Source organism: Streptomyces sp. NPDC087300, assembly GCF_044744425.1.
Taxonomy (GTDB): Bacteria; Actinomycetota; Actinomycetes; order Streptomycetales; family Streptomycetaceae; genus Streptomyces.
Genome location: NZ_JBIUYI010000005.1, coordinates 818,104 through 833,682 on the forward strand (window position 1 = coordinate 818,104; position 15,579 = coordinate 833,682).

The 15,579-nt window shown below is 71.9% G+C and carries 14 protein-coding genes and 1 pseudogene; 8 read left to right on the forward strand and 7 right to left on the reverse strand.

All coding sequences use genetic code 11. The annotated features are described in order from the left end of the window. Positions 1–10: 10 nt before the first annotated feature. Both ACIO9J_RS23965 and ACIO9J_RS23970 read left to right on the forward strand, forming a co-directional pair. Positions 11–1,060, forward strand: a complete 1,050-nt coding sequence (locus tag ACIO9J_RS23965) for a protein kinase family protein (protein ID WP_402003013.1) — start codon at positions 11–13, stop codon at positions 1,058–1,060. Further along, the gene (locus ACIO9J_RS23970; protein WP_402003016.1) at positions 1,057–2,589 is read left to right on the forward strand and encodes an FGGY-family carbohydrate kinase; all 1,533 of its coding nucleotides are present in this window, start codon (positions 1,057–1,059) and stop codon (positions 2,587–2,589) included. Before ACIO9J_RS23965 ends, ACIO9J_RS23970 begins: the two co-directional genes overlap by 4 nt. 23 nt (positions 2,590–2,612) lie before the next feature. On the opposite strand, the gene ACIO9J_RS23975 is transcribed toward ACIO9J_RS23970, so the two are convergent. The 4 genes from ACIO9J_RS23975 to ACIO9J_RS23990 form a co-directional block, all read right to left on the reverse strand. Further along, a complete protein-coding gene (locus tag ACIO9J_RS23975) occupies positions 2,613–3,521 on the reverse strand; it encodes a family 16 glycosylhydrolase (RefSeq protein ID WP_402003019.1) in 909 nt (302 codons plus the stop codon). Positions 3,522–3,703: 182 nt separating this feature from the next. Beyond that, on the reverse strand, positions 3,704–4,177 hold the full coding sequence (locus tag ACIO9J_RS23980; RefSeq protein ID WP_402003021.1) for a gamma-glutamylcyclotransferase family protein: 474 nt from the start codon (positions 4,175–4,177) through the stop codon (positions 3,704–3,706). A 162-nt stretch (positions 4,178–4,339) separates the two neighbouring features. Further along, positions 4,340–4,825, reverse strand: a complete 486-nt coding sequence (locus ACIO9J_RS23985; RefSeq protein WP_402003024.1) for a hypothetical protein — start codon at positions 4,823–4,825, stop codon at positions 4,340–4,342. A 137-nt stretch (positions 4,826–4,962) separates the two neighbouring features. After that, entirely contained in the window at positions 4,963–5,394 is a 432-nt protein-coding gene (locus tag ACIO9J_RS23990) for a GNAT family N-acetyltransferase (protein ID WP_402003027.1), read from the reverse strand. A 139-nt stretch (positions 5,395–5,533) separates the two neighbouring features. Between ACIO9J_RS23990 and ACIO9J_RS23995 the strand changes: the two genes are divergently transcribed. The 4 genes from ACIO9J_RS23995 (at position 5,534) to ACIO9J_RS24010 (ending at position 10,319) form a co-directional block, all read left to right on the forward strand. Next, positions 5,534–6,508, forward strand: coding sequence for an SMP-30/gluconolactonase/LRE family protein (locus tag ACIO9J_RS23995; protein WP_402003030.1), 975 nt, complete (start codon positions 5,534–5,536; stop codon positions 6,506–6,508). 81 nt (positions 6,509–6,589) lie between these two features. Continuing rightward, complete coding sequence (locus tag ACIO9J_RS24000; RefSeq protein ID WP_402003033.1) at positions 6,590–7,153, forward strand: PadR family transcriptional regulator; 564 nt, start codon at positions 6,590–6,592, stop codon at positions 7,151–7,153. An 87-nt stretch (positions 7,154–7,240) separates the two neighbouring features. Next, positions 7,241–8,965, forward strand: a complete 1,725-nt coding sequence (locus tag ACIO9J_RS24005) for an acyl-CoA dehydrogenase family protein (RefSeq protein ID WP_402003036.1) — start codon at positions 7,241–7,243, stop codon at positions 8,963–8,965. Between the two features lie 133 nt (positions 8,966–9,098). Further along, a complete protein-coding gene (locus ACIO9J_RS24010) occupies positions 9,099–10,319 on the forward strand; it encodes a glycosyltransferase (RefSeq protein ID WP_402003039.1) in 1,221 nt (406 codons plus the stop codon). A gap of 20 nt (positions 10,320–10,339) precedes the next feature. Here the strand turns inward: ACIO9J_RS24010 and ACIO9J_RS24015 are convergent. Further along, a pseudogene (locus ACIO9J_RS24015) lies at positions 10,340–11,068 on the reverse strand (alpha/beta fold hydrolase); the annotation flags it as partial. Between the two features lie 153 nt (positions 11,069–11,221). Then, a complete protein-coding gene (locus tag ACIO9J_RS24020) occupies positions 11,222–12,175 on the reverse strand; it encodes a LysR family transcriptional regulator (protein ID WP_402003042.1) in 954 nt (317 codons plus the stop codon). A gap of 176 nt (positions 12,176–12,351) precedes the next feature. On the opposite strand from ACIO9J_RS24020, the gene ACIO9J_RS24025 reads away from it, so the two are divergent. Both ACIO9J_RS24025 and ACIO9J_RS24030 read left to right on the forward strand, forming a co-directional pair. Then, entirely contained in the window at positions 12,352–13,317 is a 966-nt protein-coding gene (locus tag ACIO9J_RS24025; RefSeq protein ID WP_402003045.1) for an alcohol dehydrogenase catalytic domain-containing protein, read from the forward strand. Then, on the forward strand, positions 13,314–14,864 hold the full coding sequence (locus tag ACIO9J_RS24030) for a bifunctional 3-(3-hydroxy-phenyl)propionate/3-hydroxycinnamic acid hydroxylase (protein ID WP_402003048.1): 1,551 nt from the start codon (positions 13,314–13,316) through the stop codon (positions 14,862–14,864). Before ACIO9J_RS24025 ends, ACIO9J_RS24030 begins: the two co-directional genes overlap by 4 nt. An 83-nt stretch (positions 14,865–14,947) precedes the next feature. Here the strand turns inward: ACIO9J_RS24030 and ACIO9J_RS24035 are convergent, their stop codons facing one another. Beyond that, positions 14,948–15,460, reverse strand: coding sequence for a winged helix-turn-helix transcriptional regulator (locus ACIO9J_RS24035; RefSeq protein WP_402003051.1), 513 nt, complete (start codon positions 15,458–15,460; stop codon positions 14,948–14,950). Between the last annotated feature and the right edge of the window lie 119 nt (positions 15,461–15,579).

Below are 15,579 nucleotides of genomic sequence, written 5' to 3' on the forward strand. Positions count from 1 at the left end.
GGAGCCGTCGATGACCGAGCGCGATCCGCTGCGAGCCGCACGCCTGGCCCGCCACGGAGAAGTCAGCACCCGGCTCGCCCTGCTGAGCGACCACCGCCTCGGCGAGGCCGTGGCGGCCGCCGCCCCGCTCGGCGCGGGCATCGGCGGCAGGTCGGCGGAGCTGGACGTCGCGGGGACCCGGGTGTTCGTCAAGCGCGTCCCGCTGACGGACGTCGAGTCGCGGCCGGAGAACGTGCGCTCTACGGCGAACGTCTTCGGGCTGCCGACGTTCTACCAGTACGGGGTGGGATCGGCCGGGTTCGGCGCCTGGCGGGAGCTCGCCGTGCACACGATGACCACCGACTGGGTGCTCGGCGGCGCCCACGCCGGCTTCCCGCTGACGTACCACTGGCGGATCCTGCCCGACACGCCTCCCGAAGGCTTCACCGACGAGTTCGGGGGCCTGGCAGGCGCCGTCGCGCACTGGGAGGGATCACCGGCCGTCCGCGAGCGCCTGGAGGCCATCGGCCGGGCCTCGTCCAGCCTGGTGCTCTTCCTGGAACACCTGCCGCACACCCTCGCCGACTGGCTGGACGACCACGGCGGTACAGGGGGCGGCGACGGCCCGCCCCACTGGATCGAGGAGCAACTCGCGGACGGCGCCGCCTTCATGAGCTCCCGTGGACTCGTCCACTTCGACGCCCACTTCGCCAACGTGCTTACCGACGGGCGGCTGCTCTACTTCGCCGACTTCGGACTCGCCCTGAGCTCCGGCTTCGACCTGTCGCCGGAAGAGATCCGCTTCCACGCGGACCACCTCGCGTACGACCACCATTACACCGCAGCCTTCCTGCTCAACCACTATGTGCTCGACGAGGTGCGCGGCGGCGCGGACCGAGACACCTTCCTGCGCGACTGGAGCGCGGGCCGACGACCCGACGGCATCCCGTCCGGCACCGCCGCCCTCATCGAACGGCACGTCCGTCCCACCCTCGTGCTCAACTCCTTCCACCGCCGCCTGCTCACCGAGAGCAAGTGCACACCGTTCCCGGCGTCCGAGATCGAACGGAGTTCCCCGTGACCACGACCCCGGCCACCGCTCCCGGCCTGCTGCTCGGCATCGACATCGGCACGTCCTCGTCCAAGGGCGTCCTCACCAGGACGGACGGCACGCTCGTCGCCCAGGCCCAGCGGGAGCACGGCACGGCGACACCGCGGCCCGGCTGGTTCGAGCACGACGCGGACGGCGTGTGGTGGGACGACTTCCGTTCCCTGGCACGGGAGTTGACGCGCCAGGTGCCCGCGGGGGAGGCGCTCGCCGCGGTCGGAGTCAGCGGCATCGGGCCCTGTGTGCTCCCTGCGGACGAGCGCGGCAGGCCGGTGCGCGCGGCCATTCTGTACGGCGTGGACACGCGGGCCGTCGAGGAGATCGCCGAGCAGACCGAGCGCTACGGCGCCGAGGAGATCATCCGCCGCTGCGGTTCGCCCCTGACCAGCCAGGCGATCGGGCCCAAACTGGCGTGGCTGCGCCGCCACGATCCTGCGGTGTACGAGGTCACGAGCCGCTGGTACATGGCCAGTTCGTACCTCGTGCACCGGCTCACCGGGCGCTACGTCCTCGACCACCACTCGGCGAGCCAGTGCACGCCGCTCTACGACCTGGCGGCCCGCACCTGGATCGAGGAGCGCTGCGACGAGATCGCGCCGGGCCTCCAGTGGCCCGAACTGGTCTGGCCCGCCGAGGTGGTGGGCGGCGTGACCCGTGAGGCCGAGGCCCTCACCGGCATTCCCGCGGGCACTTCCGTCGTCGCGGGAACCGTCGACGCCTGGGCGGAGGCGGCGGGCGTCGGGGTGGCCGCGCCGGGTGACCTCATGCTGATGTACGGCACGACCATGTTCGTGGTCGGCATCCTCGCGCAGCCGCTGACCAGCCCGCGCCTCTGGGGCACGGCGGGCGTCTTCGAGGGTACGTACTGCCTCGCGGCGGGCATGGCGACGTCCGGCGCGGTCACCGGGTGGCTGCGGGATCTGACCGGCTCGTCGTACGAGCAACTCACGTCAGAGGCCGCTGAGTTGCCGCCAGGCGCCGAGGGGCTGGTGATGCTGCCGTACTTCGCGGGGGAGCGCACTCCGCTCTTCGACCCCGACGCCCGAGGGCTCGTGCACGGACTGACGCTGCGGCACGGCCGGGGGCATCTGTACCGGGCGGCCCTGGAGGCCACCGCGTACGGCGTGCGGCACAATCTCGCCGCCATGGCCGACGCGGGTGCCCGCGCCGAACGCCTGGTCGCGGTCGGCGGCGGCGCCCGCGCGCTGTGGACGCGGATCGTCTCCGACGTCACCGGGCGGGCGCAGCACCTGCCGCGGTACACCGTCGGCGCCGCGTACGGAGACGCCTTCCTCGCGGCCGTCGGCGCCGGTCTCGCCGCTCCAGGCGACATCGCGGAGTGGAATCCGACCGTGGAGGTCGTCGCCCCGGACCCCGCCGCCTCGGCCGTCTACGACGAGCTGTACGGGCTCTATCTGGACCTGTATCCGGCGACCCGCGAGGCCGCCCACGTGCTGGCGTCCCGGCAGCGCGCGGACGACGCGCGCCGCCGGGACGCCTGAGCGGGTGCGGTTCGGCCCTCGGGTCAACTCTTGGGCGCCGCCGCGTTGTTGGTGGTCACGTGGACGTAGTCGACGACGAGTTGCTGCGGGAACGTCGTGCTGCCGTCCGGGTCGCCGGGCCAGTAGCCGCCCACGGCGAGGTTGAGGATCAGGAAGAACGGCTTGTCGAAGACCCAGCGGTTGCCGTTGAGGTCGGCGGGGGTGCGGGTCTGGTAGACCTTGCCGTCGACGGACCAGGTCACCTTGTTCGGCGACCAGTCCACCGCGAAGGTGTGGAACTTGTCCGCGAACGCCTCGCCGCCGGGCAGGGTGTAGCCCGCGCCGATGCCGCCCGAGCCGGAGTAGCCGGGGCCGTGCAGCGTGCCGTGCACGGTGCCGGGCTCGAAGCCGACGTTCTCCATCACGTCGAGCTCACCGCTGTTGGGCCAGCCGACGTCGCCGATGTCGGCGCCGAGCATCCAGAACGCCGGCCACATGCCCTGGCCCCGCGGCACCTTCATCCGGGCCTCGACGTGGCCGTAGGTCTGGGTGAACTTGCCCGCGGTGTTCAGCCGTGCCGAGGTGTACTCGCACCTGCCGTACCAGCACTGGTAGTTGCCGGGGTTCTCCTTGCGGGCGGTGATGACCAGATTGCCCTGGCCGTCGAGGGCGGCGTTGTTGTTGCCCGCGGTGTAGTACTGCCGCTCGTGGTTGTTGACGTTGTCGCCGGTCTCGATCTGCCACTTCGCGCCGTCGACCGCGGCCCCTGCGGGGCCGTTGAAGTCGTCGGTGAACGTCGCGGCCTTGGCGGCGGGCCGGGGCGCGGACTCGGCGGAGGCTCCGGTGGGGAGCGCGGCGATGCCGAGGACGCCGCAGGCCACGGCGAGGGCGCCGATCCTGGTACGGCGACGGCGACTTGAGGGGGCGGAGGCGGGGGAGGGGTGCACTGTCATCACATCGCTTCGCGTGGGGGGGGCGGTGACGGTAATGCCATTAGGGCATGCACATGACAAGACGATGTCGAGAACTGAACGCGGCGGGTGATCCGTAGCGGCGCTTTGTTCAGTACTTGATTTAAGGCAGCCCTCGATGCCCCGTCAAGGAGTTGGTGCGGACCAACCTCCTCCGGTATCGCTCACCGGCCACCGTCGGCGGACGCGAGACAGTCGACGTGCCGGGCGGCGCACCAGGCACGAAGCCGCTGTCCGCGCTTCCCTTCGGGCTCGCTCGGATCCACCACGACGACGCACGACGCCGGGCGCAGCGGGTTCGCGTCCAGGTACGCCCACGCGGTCTCGCCGGAGGAGAGGACCACCCGGCGGCGTACGTAGTCGTCGACCTCGTACGCGTCGGCGGCGGCGAGGTCCTCGTCGGTGAGCCGGAGCACGGCGCCCCGGACCTCGGCGCCGAGCCTGCGCTCCAGGGTGAGGTGCACGTCCAGACCGCTGGTGGCGATCACCTCGGGATCCGTGATCGGCAACGGCCTGGTGGTGTGCCCGGCCAGCGAGGCCGGCGCGCTGGGCACGGGCTCGCCGAAGAGGGACTTCTGGACGCGCTCGTCGAGCAGCGTGCCGAAGGAGAACAGAGCATGGGGGCGGTGCGCGGACACGGTGAGCTGTGCGGCCTTTCCAAGGGTACGGATCCGGGGGTACGGAGGAGTCGTCCCTGGTCGGGAGCGACGTGAAGCCCCTAACGGAGGCGGCCGGTACGGCCCGAGGGTGGTGACCTGCGGGTCGGGCCCGCGCCGACCGGTTCGGCAGCCGGTCCGCGATCAGTTCAGGAGCGGGTCCGCGAGCAGCACCACGGAGTCCGTCGCGGGGTCGAAACCCAGCACGGGCTGCCCGTAGTTGCCCTCGGCGGTCATCATCACCGGCTTGTCTAGGCGGCGGCCGACCGCTGCGAGGAAGGCGCACAGGAGGTCGACCCCGTGCTGGCCCTGGAGTTCGCGGAGGTCGATGTCGAAGTCGACCTCGTCGGGGGACGTGGGACGGAAGATCATGAGGACCTCGGGGGCGGGCCAGACCCGCAGCACGACCGTCTCGGCATCGGCGGGCCTGGCGAGGACCTCGGCGGCGGGCGGCAGACGTCCGGCGATGCCGCCCTCCAGGTACTCCCACGGCCAGCCGCTCGTCCGGACCAGATCGAACACGGCCTGCCAGTCCGCCACCGACGCTCCTGCCACGGACACGTCGGGCAGGGCCCCCATCACGTCGGGGTCGAAGAAGTCCCTGACGTCGTCCCACACGAGATCCGGCATGGCGCCATGCTGCCTGCCGAATCCTTCCGGCGCAGCCGGATTCCGCCGACGAGCGGCTGATACGGGCACGGTTGGCTTGTCTCGCACGCCCCGTCCCGGCCATCCGCGCCGATTCGACGGCCCTTTGGACCTCCGCGTCAACGCGTCCGCATCAAGCGGTACATGCCCACCGAATCGTGGGTGGCGGTGTCGGCGAACCCGAACTTCTCGTAGAGGTGGCGCGCGGGTCCGTCCGCGATCAGCGAGACGTACGCGGTGTCGGGCGCCCGGCGTTCGAGCTCGTCGGTCAGCGCGGCCATGATCCGCCGGCCGAGCCCGCGGCCCTGGTGCGCGGGGTGCACACAGATGTCGACGATCTGGAAGGCGGTCCCGCCGTCGCCGACGATCCGGCCCATGCCGATGGGCTCGCCCTCGTGCTGGAGCACCACGCCGAACCAGGTGTTCGGCAGCGCGAGCGCCACGGCTTCGGGGGCCTTGTCGGAGAGGCCCGCGTCAGTACGCAGTCGGCGGAAGACCTCGACGGGCGGCACCCCGACATGGAGTTCGTAAGAGTCACTTTCGGTCTGCATGCCTTACATGCTAGCGGGTGGCCAGGCGTTCGGTGTGACGGGATCGTCAGTGCGGACCGTGGAGTTGTCATGGCGCGGTCCGGGCGCGGCGCCGATACTTCGCCGGGCAGGCCGATCACCCGACGACGGAGGGCAATCGATGAAGTTGAAGGCGAGCACGAGGCCGCGCACCGCTCCACGCCGCCCGCGACGTGGCATCGCACCCGGACTCGCCCTGGCCGTCGCGGCGGCCGCGGGCGTCCTCGCGCCGGCTCCCGCACACGCGGCACCGGCCTGCGCGGCCACCGGATCGGCTCCGCCGAAGCGGGTGGCGCACCTGCCCGACTGGGTCGAGTCGATCGCCGTCGACGCGCACGGCCGGATGTTCGCCACCGCGTACTTCACCGGCCGCGTCTACCGCATCGACGCCCCGGGCCGTACTCCTGTGCCGCTCACCGGGAACGTGGGCGCGAACGGCGGGATCGTCGTACGGGACGACGGCAAGCTCCTCGTCGGCACCGGCAACGACCTCGCGCACTCGCTCACCGGCGACGCCTTCCCCACGTCGAAGCTGCTGCTGGTGGACCCGGAATCCGGTGAGGTCACCACGTACGCGTCCGGACTCGGCGGCATCGACGGCGTCGCCCTCGCGGCCGACGGAACCGTGTACACCACGACCTTGGGCGGCCGGAACATCGGCCGTGTGACACCGGACGGGAAGGTCGACCCCGCCTGGTCCAAGGTGCCGCAGCCCAACGGGATCGCCGTCTCCCCGGACGGGACACAGGTCTACGTCGTCCAGACCACCGTCGCCCCGGGCCTGTACCGCATTCCCGTCGACGACCCGGCGCACCCGCGGCGCTGGATCTCGACCTCGCCCGCCGACGTCCTCTCCCTGCCCGACGGGCTCACGCTCGACAGCGCCGGGCGCCCGCTCGTCGCCACGCACGGGGCGGGCCAGATCTGGCGCGTCGAGGACGGGGCCCTGTGCGCCGTCGAGTCGGGGCTGCACCTGTCCACGCAGATCACCTACGGACACGGCGACCGCGGCTTCTCGGCGGGCAAGCTCTACCGGTCGGGCGTCGACGGCACGATCTATGAAGTCCCCGCGGGCGCGGACCCGAACGCCCGGTAACAGGGCGGCTTCCAGGTGAGCCATGTCTCACCTGCCCGGCGCCGCTTGTCTATGCAACAAGTTGCATAGAAGGATTCGGGCATGGCGCTCGAGCACGCGATTCTTGTCTCCCTGCTGGAGAAGCCGGGCTCCGGCTATGAGCTGGCCCGGCGGTTCGACCGGTCCATCGGGTACTTCTGGGCCGCCACCCACCAGCAGATCTACCGCGTGCTCAAGCGCATGGAGAACGACGGCTGGATCGCCGTGCGCGAGGTCGCGCAGCAGGACAGGCCGGACAAGAAGGAGTACTCCGTAGCCGTCCTCGGCAGGAGCGCGCTCTCCGAGTGGCTGCACGAGCCGATCGAGCCCGAGAGCGTACGGCACGAACTCGCCGTGAAGATCCGTGGCGCGGCCTTCGACGACCCGGCCGCGCTCATCCGCGAGGTGGAGCGCTACAGACAGGCGCACGCCGACCGGCTCGCGGGCTATCTGGCGGGGGAGCGGCGCGACTTCACGGGCCCCGACGCCCCCGTCCCCGACGCACCCGACGCCGGGCGGGAGCTCCAGCACGTCGTGCTGCGCGGCGGCATCGCGTACGAACGGATGACCGTGGACTGGCTCGACGACGTGCTCGCCACGCTCCAGCGGCTCGCGTCAGGACACTGAACCGAGCGCCCGCCCGCACCTCCCGCGACACCTGCCCCCACAGCATCACCCCTCCCTCAACCTCCCGACCCGGAAAGGCGAATGACCGTGGCCGACCAGCTGCTGTTCAACCCCCACACCTACGACCCGACGCACTTCGACCCCGAGACCCGCAGGCTGCTGCGCGCGACCGTCGACTGGTTCGAGGCGCGCGGCAAGCGCAGGCTGATCGAGGACTACCGTTCGCGCGCCTGGCTGGGGGACTTCCTGGAGTTCTCCGCCAAGGAGGGTCTCTTCGCGACCTTCCTGACCCCGGCCTCCGCCGCCGACGAGGGGCAGGGGGACAAGCGCTGGGACACCGCACGGATCGCCGCCCTCAACGAGATCTTCGGCTTCTACGGCCTCGACTACTGGTACGCCTGGCAGGTCACGATCCTCGGGCTCGGCCCGGTCTGGCAGAGCGACAACGCCGAGGCGCGCACCCGCGCGGCCGAACTCCTCTCCCAGGGCGAGGTGTTCGCCTTCGGCCTCTCCGAGAAGTCGCACGGCGCCGACATCTACAGCACCGACATGCTCCTGGAGCCCGACGGCGACGGCGGCTTCCGGGCCAGTGGCTCCAAGTACTACATCGGCAACGGCAACAAGGCCGGACTCGTCTCCGTCTTCGGCCGCCGCACCGACATCGAGGGCCCCGACGGCTATGTCTTCTTCGCCGCCGACAGCCGCCACGAGGCGTACCACCTGGTCAAGAACGTCGTCGACTCCTCGAAGTACGTCAGCGAGTTCCGGCTGGAGAACTACCCGGTCGCCGCCGCCGACGTCCTGCACACCGGCCGCGCCGCCTTCGACGCCGCCCTGAACACCGTCAACGTCGGCAAGTTCAACCTCTGCACCGCCTCGATCGGCATCTGCGAGCACGCGATGTACGAGGCCGTCACCCACGCGAGCAACCGCGTCCTCTACGGCCGCCCCGTCACCGCGTTCCCGCACGTGCGCCGCGAGCTGACCGACGCGTACGTCCGCCTGGTCGGGATGAAGCTGTTCAGCGACCGCGCCGTGGACTACTTCCGCTCGGCGGGCCCCGACGACCGCCGCTACCTCCTCTTCAACCCCATGACGAAGATGAAGGTGACCACCGAGGGCGAGAAGGTCATCGACCTCATGTGGGACGTCATCGCGGCCAAGGGCTTCGAGAAGGACAACTACTTCGCGCAGGCGGCCGTCGAGATCCGCGGCCTGCCCAAGCTGGAGGGCACGGTCCACGTCAACCTCGCCCTGATCCTCAAGTTCATGGGCAACCACCTGCTGAAGCCCGCCGCGTACGAGCCCGTGCCCACCCGTCTGGACGCGGCCGACGACGGCTTCCTCTTCCGGCAGGGTCCGGCCCGTGGCCTCGGCGCCATCCGCTTCCACGACTGGCGCACCGCCTACGACGCGTACGCCGACGTCCCCAACGTCGCCCGCCTCCGCGAACAGGCCGACGAGCTCTGCGAGTTCGTCACCACCGCCGCGCCCGACGAGGAGCAGAGCCGCGACCTCGACCTGCTGCTCGCCGTCGGCCAGCTCTTCGCACTCGTCGTGCACGGCCAGCTGATCCTGGAGCAGGCGCGCCTGACCGGCCTGGAGCAGGACGTCCTGGACGAGCTCTTCGCCGTCCTGGTCCGCGACTTCTCCGCGCACGCGGTCGAACTGCACGGCAAGGACTCCGCGACTCAGGCGCAGCAGGACTGGGCGCTGGGGGCCGTCCGGCGGCCGGTCGTCGACGAGGCCCGCTCGGCGCGGGTCTGGGAGCGCGTCGAGGCCCTGGCGGGGACGTACGAGATGGCGCCGTAGCCGCACGTGACGGGTCAGGGTGCGTCGGTCGGCTCCGCGTCCGGCCGACGACCCCGACCACCCCGAGCTCCGTCGTCCGGCAGAAGCGGCAGAATCATCGGCCTGAGCCGGAACTTGAGCAAGGGGAGTACGAATGCGCGTGCTGTTGTCCGCTTATGACTCGCGCGGGGGCGTCGAACCGCTGGTGGGACTCGCGGTGCGGCTGCGGGAACTGGGCGCGGAGGTACGCGTGTGCGCGCCGCCGGACGAGGAGTTCGCGAAGCGCCTGGCCGGGGTCGGCGTGGAAATGGTGCCGACCGGTGGGTTCGTGCGCGATCTGGTGACGGGCAAGACGCCACCGGCGCCGGGCGGCCTGCCCCGGCGCGCGGCCGAACTGACCGCTGCCTTCTACGACAACGTCACCGCGGCGGGACAGGGGTGCGACGCGCTGGTGGCGACGGGCATCCTGCCCGCCGCCGCCGGGGTGCGGGCGGCGGCCGAGACGCTGGGCGTCCGCTATGTGTACGCGAGCTATCAGCCGGTCAGCCTGCCCTCGCCGCACCACCCGCCGATCCCGCGTCCGGGCCGCCCGCTGCCGCCGGACGTGACGGACCACCAGGTCCTGTGGGAGCGCGACGCCCGGGACGCCCAGGACGTGTTCGGCGAGGTGGTCAACGCCCACCGGGCGTCGGTCGGCCTGCCCCCGTCGGCCGCACTCCGCGACCACGTCTTCACCGACCGGCCGTGGCTGGCCGCGGATCCGACGCTCGCGCCCTGGCGGCAGCCCGCGGACCTGGACGTCGTGCAGACCGGGGCCTGGGTCCTGCCGGACGAACGCCCGCTCCCCGCGGACCTGGAGAAGTTCCTGGACGCCGGGGAGGCTCCGGTCTACGTCGGCTTCGGCAGCATTCCGATGCCCGACCCGGGGGACGTCGCCCGGGCGACCGTGGAGGCGATCCGTGGACAGGGCCGCCGCGTGGTCCTCTCCCGGGGTTGGGCCGATCTGGCTCTTGTCGACGACCAGGACGACTGCTTCGTCGTCGGCGAGGCCAATCACCAGGCGCTGTTCCGCAGGGTGGCCGCCGTCGTCCACCACGGAGGCGCGGGCACCACGACGACGGCCACCTGGGCGGGCGCACCCCAGGTGGTGGTCCCCCAGGGAGGCGACCAGCCGTACTTCGCCTCCAGAGTCACGGAGTTGGGCATCGGCGCGGCCCACGACGGCCCCACCCCGGCCGTCGCATCCCTGTCGGCCGCCCTCACGACGGCCCTCGCTCCCGAGACCCGGGCGCGGGCGACCGCCGTGTCCGAGGCATTCCGCACGGACGGCGCGGCGGTGGCCTCACGGCTGCTGGTGGAGCCGGACGGGGTGTGAAGGAGCGGCCGGTGAGGGGCCTATGGCGGTCCCGCCTCGGCCCCCTCCAGGAAGTCGGAGAGGAGACGGCTCGCCCCGGTCGGCATGGCGTGCGGAAGCGCGTGATGTGACACATCGGGCACCACGGTCGTCGCGACGCGGGGGAGCAACTCCCCGGCACGGGCGGCCACGTTAGAGGGGTCATGAGTCCTGCCGCTGCCGGCGAGGAGCAGCAGGACCGGCAGGTCCAGGCCGCGCAGGTCTTCCGGTGCCGGGCGCGGCCCGGTCACGGGCCGGAGAGCGGGGAAACCGGCGGCCGCCTCTTGGAGGGCGATCCAGTCGGGATCGAGTGCGGAGCCGCCGGTCTCCCACTCCAGGAAGGCGCGGACCCGGCGCGGTGCGTTCCGCAGCAGCATGGGCAGTGCGTGCAGCAGGTAGGCCGGGCTGAACCCGGCGAAGCACCGGGTCGGGTCCAGAAGGGCCAGGCGGCGTATCCGGTCGGGTGCGCGCAGGGCGTGATGCAGGGCGATCCAGGCGCCGAACGAGTGCCCCGCCAGATCGGTCTCGGCCACTCCGAGGCCGTCGAGCAGCGCGTCCAGCCAGGCCGACAGGTCGGCGACGGTGCGGATGCGGCGGTCGACGTCGGGCGTGCTGCGTCCGGGGGAGCCGATCAGGTCGACGGCGAACACCCGGTGGGTGCGGGCGAGTTGGGCGGTCTGCGCGTACCAGGAAGCGGAGGTCGCGCCCCCTCCGCCGGGCAGGAGGACGAGCGAGAGCCTGGCGGCAGCGCTCGGATCCGGCCGGGTGATGGACCCCGCTCTCGCCCGGTTGGACGGGCAGTCCCTGCCGATGAGGGCGGCGCGGTCGGAGTGACCCGTCCATTGCCCGCCACGGACCAGGCGCAGCTTTCGAGCCGGACGTAACTACCCTTCGCTCACGTCCGGTTGAGCGACGCCACCGCCCAGCGTGGCGACGAGCGGCCGGACGGCTTCGCGTACGTGTTGGCGGAGCCACTGCGACGCGGGATCGTCGTCGAGCCGTCGGTGCCAGCGGAGTTGGATGTCGACCGAGGGCAGTTCCAGGGGAACCTTGTGCCAGCGGAGCGGCACCTGACGTTGGACCAGGTGCTCCGCCACCAACTGCGGGCCGAGGCAGATGACATCCCCCTCCAGGGCCATCAGCGCCGCCACGGCGAAGGAGGGGACGACGGCGACGACGCGGCGGGAGCGGCCCAGGCGGGCCAGCGCCTCGTCGAGCGGACCCTGCGCCAGGCCGCGGCGGGACGCGGAGATGTGCGGATGGGCGCACAGGTCGTCCACGGTCAGGTGTGCCGCCCTGCCCAGGTCGGAGTGTGCGGACATGACCGCGACGAAGGTGTCGGAGAACAGCGTCCGCGTGCGCAGGTCGGGCGGCGGCGGGTCGGCGATGCCGATGTCGAGGTCGAGCGAGCCGTCGCGCAACTGGTCGGGTTCCTTGGAGTCCTGGGGGACGAACCGCAGCCGGACGTCCGGTGCCTCGGCGGCGATCCGGTGGGTCAGCCGGGGCGCGAGGACGGGGCTGAGCCCGTCGTTCACACGGATGGCGAAGGTGCGGCGCCAGGAGCGCGGGTCGCTGCCCGCGGGATCCACCCGCAGCTCGGCCGCGGCGTCGAGCAGCGCCTTGACCTTGACGGCCGACCGCTGGGCGAACGGGGTGGGCACGAGGCCCCGGCCCGCGCGCACCATGATCTGGTCGTTCATCGCCCGTCGCAGCCGGCCGAGGGCCCTGCTGGTAGCCGGGGTGGAGAGATGCAGACGGGCCGCGGCCGCCGAGACGCTGCCGGTGTCCATCAACGCGTCGAACACCCGCAGCAGGTTGAGATCCAACTGGTCGGGCACGGACACCCCTTCACTTGCGTCTGACGCAAACTCTCTATGCAGAAGATGCATTAGACATCATGCCAGGGGCGTTCGAGACTGAGAGAGGAACCTGCGGGAGGAACTCCCCCGTCCGGCAGGGCGGTCCACCTCTCGTAGCAAGGCAGCCCACCCCTCGTACTGGAGCGTGCACACCCATGGCCAGAATCGTGCGACCGACCGCGTACGGCACCCCCGACGTGCTCGGCATCTTCGAACTGCGGATCCCGCGACCGGCCGCCGGCGAAGTCGTCGTCGGTGTTCGCGCCGCGGGCGTCAACCCCATCGACTGGAAGCTCTACAGCGGTGCATTCCACACCGTGGACGACGAGCACAAGGAGTCCGCAGGGGTTGCCGCCGAGGCCCTGCCCGCGCTCGGCCTGGAGTGCGCGGGCGTGGTCACGGCGGTCGGCGTCGGCGTGACCGGCGTGGAGCTCGGCGACGAAGTGATCGCCCACCCCGTCACGGCCGCCTACGCCGACTACGTCGTCGCCCCCGTGACCGCGCTGGTCCGCAAACCGGCCACGCTGTCCTGGGAAGCGGCCGGCACGCTGATGCTCTCGGGCACCACCGCGGCCCACACCGTGCACGCCGTCGGCCTCGGCCGAGGTGACACCGTGCTCGTGCACGGTGGTTCCGGAGGCACGGGCCTGATGGCCGTGCAGCTGGCGACCGCACGGGGCGCGACGGTGCTCGCCACCGGCGCGGAGCGCAACCACCACCTGTTGCGCGAACTGGGCGCGGTCCCGCTCGCCTACGGTCCCGGCCTGCTCGACCGCGTACGCGCCGCCGCCCCGGACGGGGTCACCGCCGCCGTGGACTGCGCGGGCACCGACGAGGCGCTCGACGTCTCTGTGGCACTGGTCGCCGACCGCACGCGCATCGCCTCCATCGTCGGCACCGACCGACGCGCCGCCGTCGGCGTGAAGACGCTCGGCTACGGACCGGGCCAGGACGCGGGAACCGAGGTCAGGCTCGCCGCGCGCGCGGACCTCGCGGCGCGCGCGGGCGCGGGTGAGCTGCGCGTCCTCGTCCACGGCAGCTACCCGCTGTACGAGGCGGCCCGGGCGCACAAGGTCGGAATCGCCGGACACGCACCCGGGAAGCTGGTGCTGGTGCCGTGAAGGGCGACGGACGCGCGGCCTTAGAAACAGATGCGGATGCGGATGCAGAGGCAGATGTCGACGTCGCCGTCGTCGGGGCCGGTCCTGTCGGTATGACGCTCGCGGCGCTGCTGGGCAGGGCCGGGCACTCGGTCGTGGTGTGTGAGCGCTACCCGGGTCTGTACGGGCTGCCCCGCGCCGCCAGTCTCGACGGCGAGGTCATGCGCGCGTTGCAAGGGCTCGGCCTGGCAGCCGAGTTGGCGCCCCTGCTGCGCGCACAGGAGGCGTACGAGTGGCGCAACGGAGCGGGCGAGCTCCTGAGCCGTCAGGTGTTCCGGGACGTCGGCGCCAGTGGCTGGGCCGACCACTACATGTTCCATCAGCCGGACCTGGAGGACGCGCTGTACGGGGTGTGCGCGGCGCTGCCGAACGTCGACATGCGATTCGGCACGACGGTCACAGGCCTGACCCAGGACCGTGACCGGGTCACCCTCGGCACGGCGGACGGTGCCACCCTCACGGCGCGCCACGCGGTCGGCTGCGACGGCGGCAACAGCTTCGTGCGGCACGCCCTCGGCATCGAGCAGGACGACCTGGGCTTCTCCGAACCCTGGCTGGTCTGCGACCTCGAACTCCGGCGCCCCGCAGTCGAATTGGGGCTCCCGCCGATGCTCCAGATCGGCGACCCAGAGGGTCCGACCACCATCATCACCACCGCGGCGGAACGTCAGCGTTTCGCCTTCATGCTCGACGAGGGCGACGACTTGGAGCGGGAACGCGCGGCGGACCGCGTGTGGGCCCGGGTGTCGCGCCATCTTTCCCGCGACGACGCCGACATCGCCCGCGCCGCCACCTACACCTTCCAGTCCCTGGTCGCGCGGCGGTGGCGGGCGGGCCGCGTACTGCTCGCGGGCGACGCCGCACACCAGATGCCGCCCTTCCTGGGGCAGGGCATGTGCGCGGGGGTGCGCGACGCGCTGAACATCGCCTTCAAGCTGTCTCTCGTACGCAGGGGTGTCCAGGACACCGAGGTGCTCGACACGTATCAGAGCGAGCGGGAACCACATGTGCGGGGTGTGACGGCGATGAGCGTGGAGCTCGGCCGTGAGCACACGCTGCGGGATCCGGTACTCGCCCGGGAGCGCGACACCGCGTTGAAGGCCCGTCAGGCCACGCTCACGGAGCCGGAACGGATCCGGCTGCCGGACCCCGGCCCAGGTCTGTTCGCCTCCGGCGGCGGCCTGCTCTCGGTCCAGGGACGGGTGAGCGACGGCCGCGCGACGGGGCTGCTCGACGAGATCGTCGGCGGGGGCTTCCGTCTGCTCGTCCTTGCGGAGTCACTTCCGCTGCCGGACGCCGCAGCGCTCACCGACCTCGGGGTCACGGTCGTCGGCTTCGGCGACACCGCCGGGGGCCCCGTCGTCGCCGATCTCGACGGCACCCACCGACGCTGGCTGACCGGCCTCGGCGCCACCGCGGCCGCCGTGCGCCCCGACCACTACGTGTACGCGGCGGGCCCGGACGCGGGCGAGGTGGCGCACCGGCTGCGCATGCTCCTCACTGGCTGAGAGGCAGACGGCGACCGGCCCATGGTGAAGGGTGAGCGGCGCCCGTGCGACGAAGGACCCCTTCAGCACACGCGTCCCTGACGTCAGTCCGCCGTCGAGCCCCGCGCCGCGATCAACGGTCCCAGGAGCCGCGTGCCCTGCCCCACCCGCCCACCGGGGCCCGGAAGTTGTGTCGTGTCGGCCACCGTGAGCGGCTCGCGGCAGGCTTCGCAGGCCACGACCGGTGTGGTGACGTGTCCACAGGCGTCGTGGCGGATCCGGGCGGGCGGGCCCGCGGGCTCCGCGTACCACTTGTCGCCCCAGGCCATCAGCGCGAGCAGGACGGGGTAGAGCTCGCGGCCCTTCTCCGTGGCCACGTACTCCTCGCGCGGCGGGCTCTCCTGGTAACGCTCGCGCGTCAGCACGCCCTCCTCGACGAGCCGGGTGAGGCGCGAGGCGAGGATCTTGCGGGACAGGCCGAGATCCTCAGCGAGCTCGTCGAAGCGGCGGATGCCGACGAGGACGTCGCGCATGATCAGGGTCGTCCAGGCGTCGCCGAACAGATCGGTCGCGCGGGCGATCGAGCACGCGACGCCGGAGAGGGGGGTGCGGGTCACGTCCGCATCGTACCGCTGTCGGGTTCCCTCAGGGAACTCGCCAATGCTAGGTTTCCTCAGGGAACCCGGCCGGGTCGGACCAGGCCCGCGCCACGTCGACCCGACCCGTACCTGCCCCG

Coding starts and splice junctions, on each gene's coding strand:
- ACIO9J_RS23990 (WP_402003027.1), bottom strand. CDS start 5,394: ATGCAGACCGAAAGTGACTCTTACGAACTCCATGTCGGGGTGCCGCCC.
- ACIO9J_RS24010 (WP_402003039.1), top strand. CDS start 9,099: ATGCGCGTGCTGTTGTCCGCTTATGACTCGCGCGGGGGCGTCGAACCG.
- ACIO9J_RS24025 (WP_402003045.1), top strand. CDS start 12,352: ATGGCCAGAATCGTGCGACCGACCGCGTACGGCACCCCCGACGTGCTC.
- ACIO9J_RS24000 (WP_402003033.1), top strand. CDS start 6,590: ATGGCGCTCGAGCACGCGATTCTTGTCTCCCTGCTGGAGAAGCCGGGC.
- ACIO9J_RS23995 (WP_402003030.1), top strand. CDS start 5,534: ATGAAGTTGAAGGCGAGCACGAGGCCGCGCACCGCTCCACGCCGCCCG.
- ACIO9J_RS23975 (WP_402003019.1), bottom strand. CDS start 3,521: ATGACAGTGCACCCCTCCCCCGCCTCCGCCCCCTCAAGTCGCCGTCGC.
- ACIO9J_RS23985 (WP_402003024.1), bottom strand. CDS start 4,825: ATGCCGGATCTCGTGTGGGACGACGTCAGGGACTTCTTCGACCCCGAC.
- ACIO9J_RS23965 (WP_402003013.1), top strand. CDS start 11: ATGACCGAGCGCGATCCGCTGCGAGCCGCACGCCTGGCCCGCCACGGA.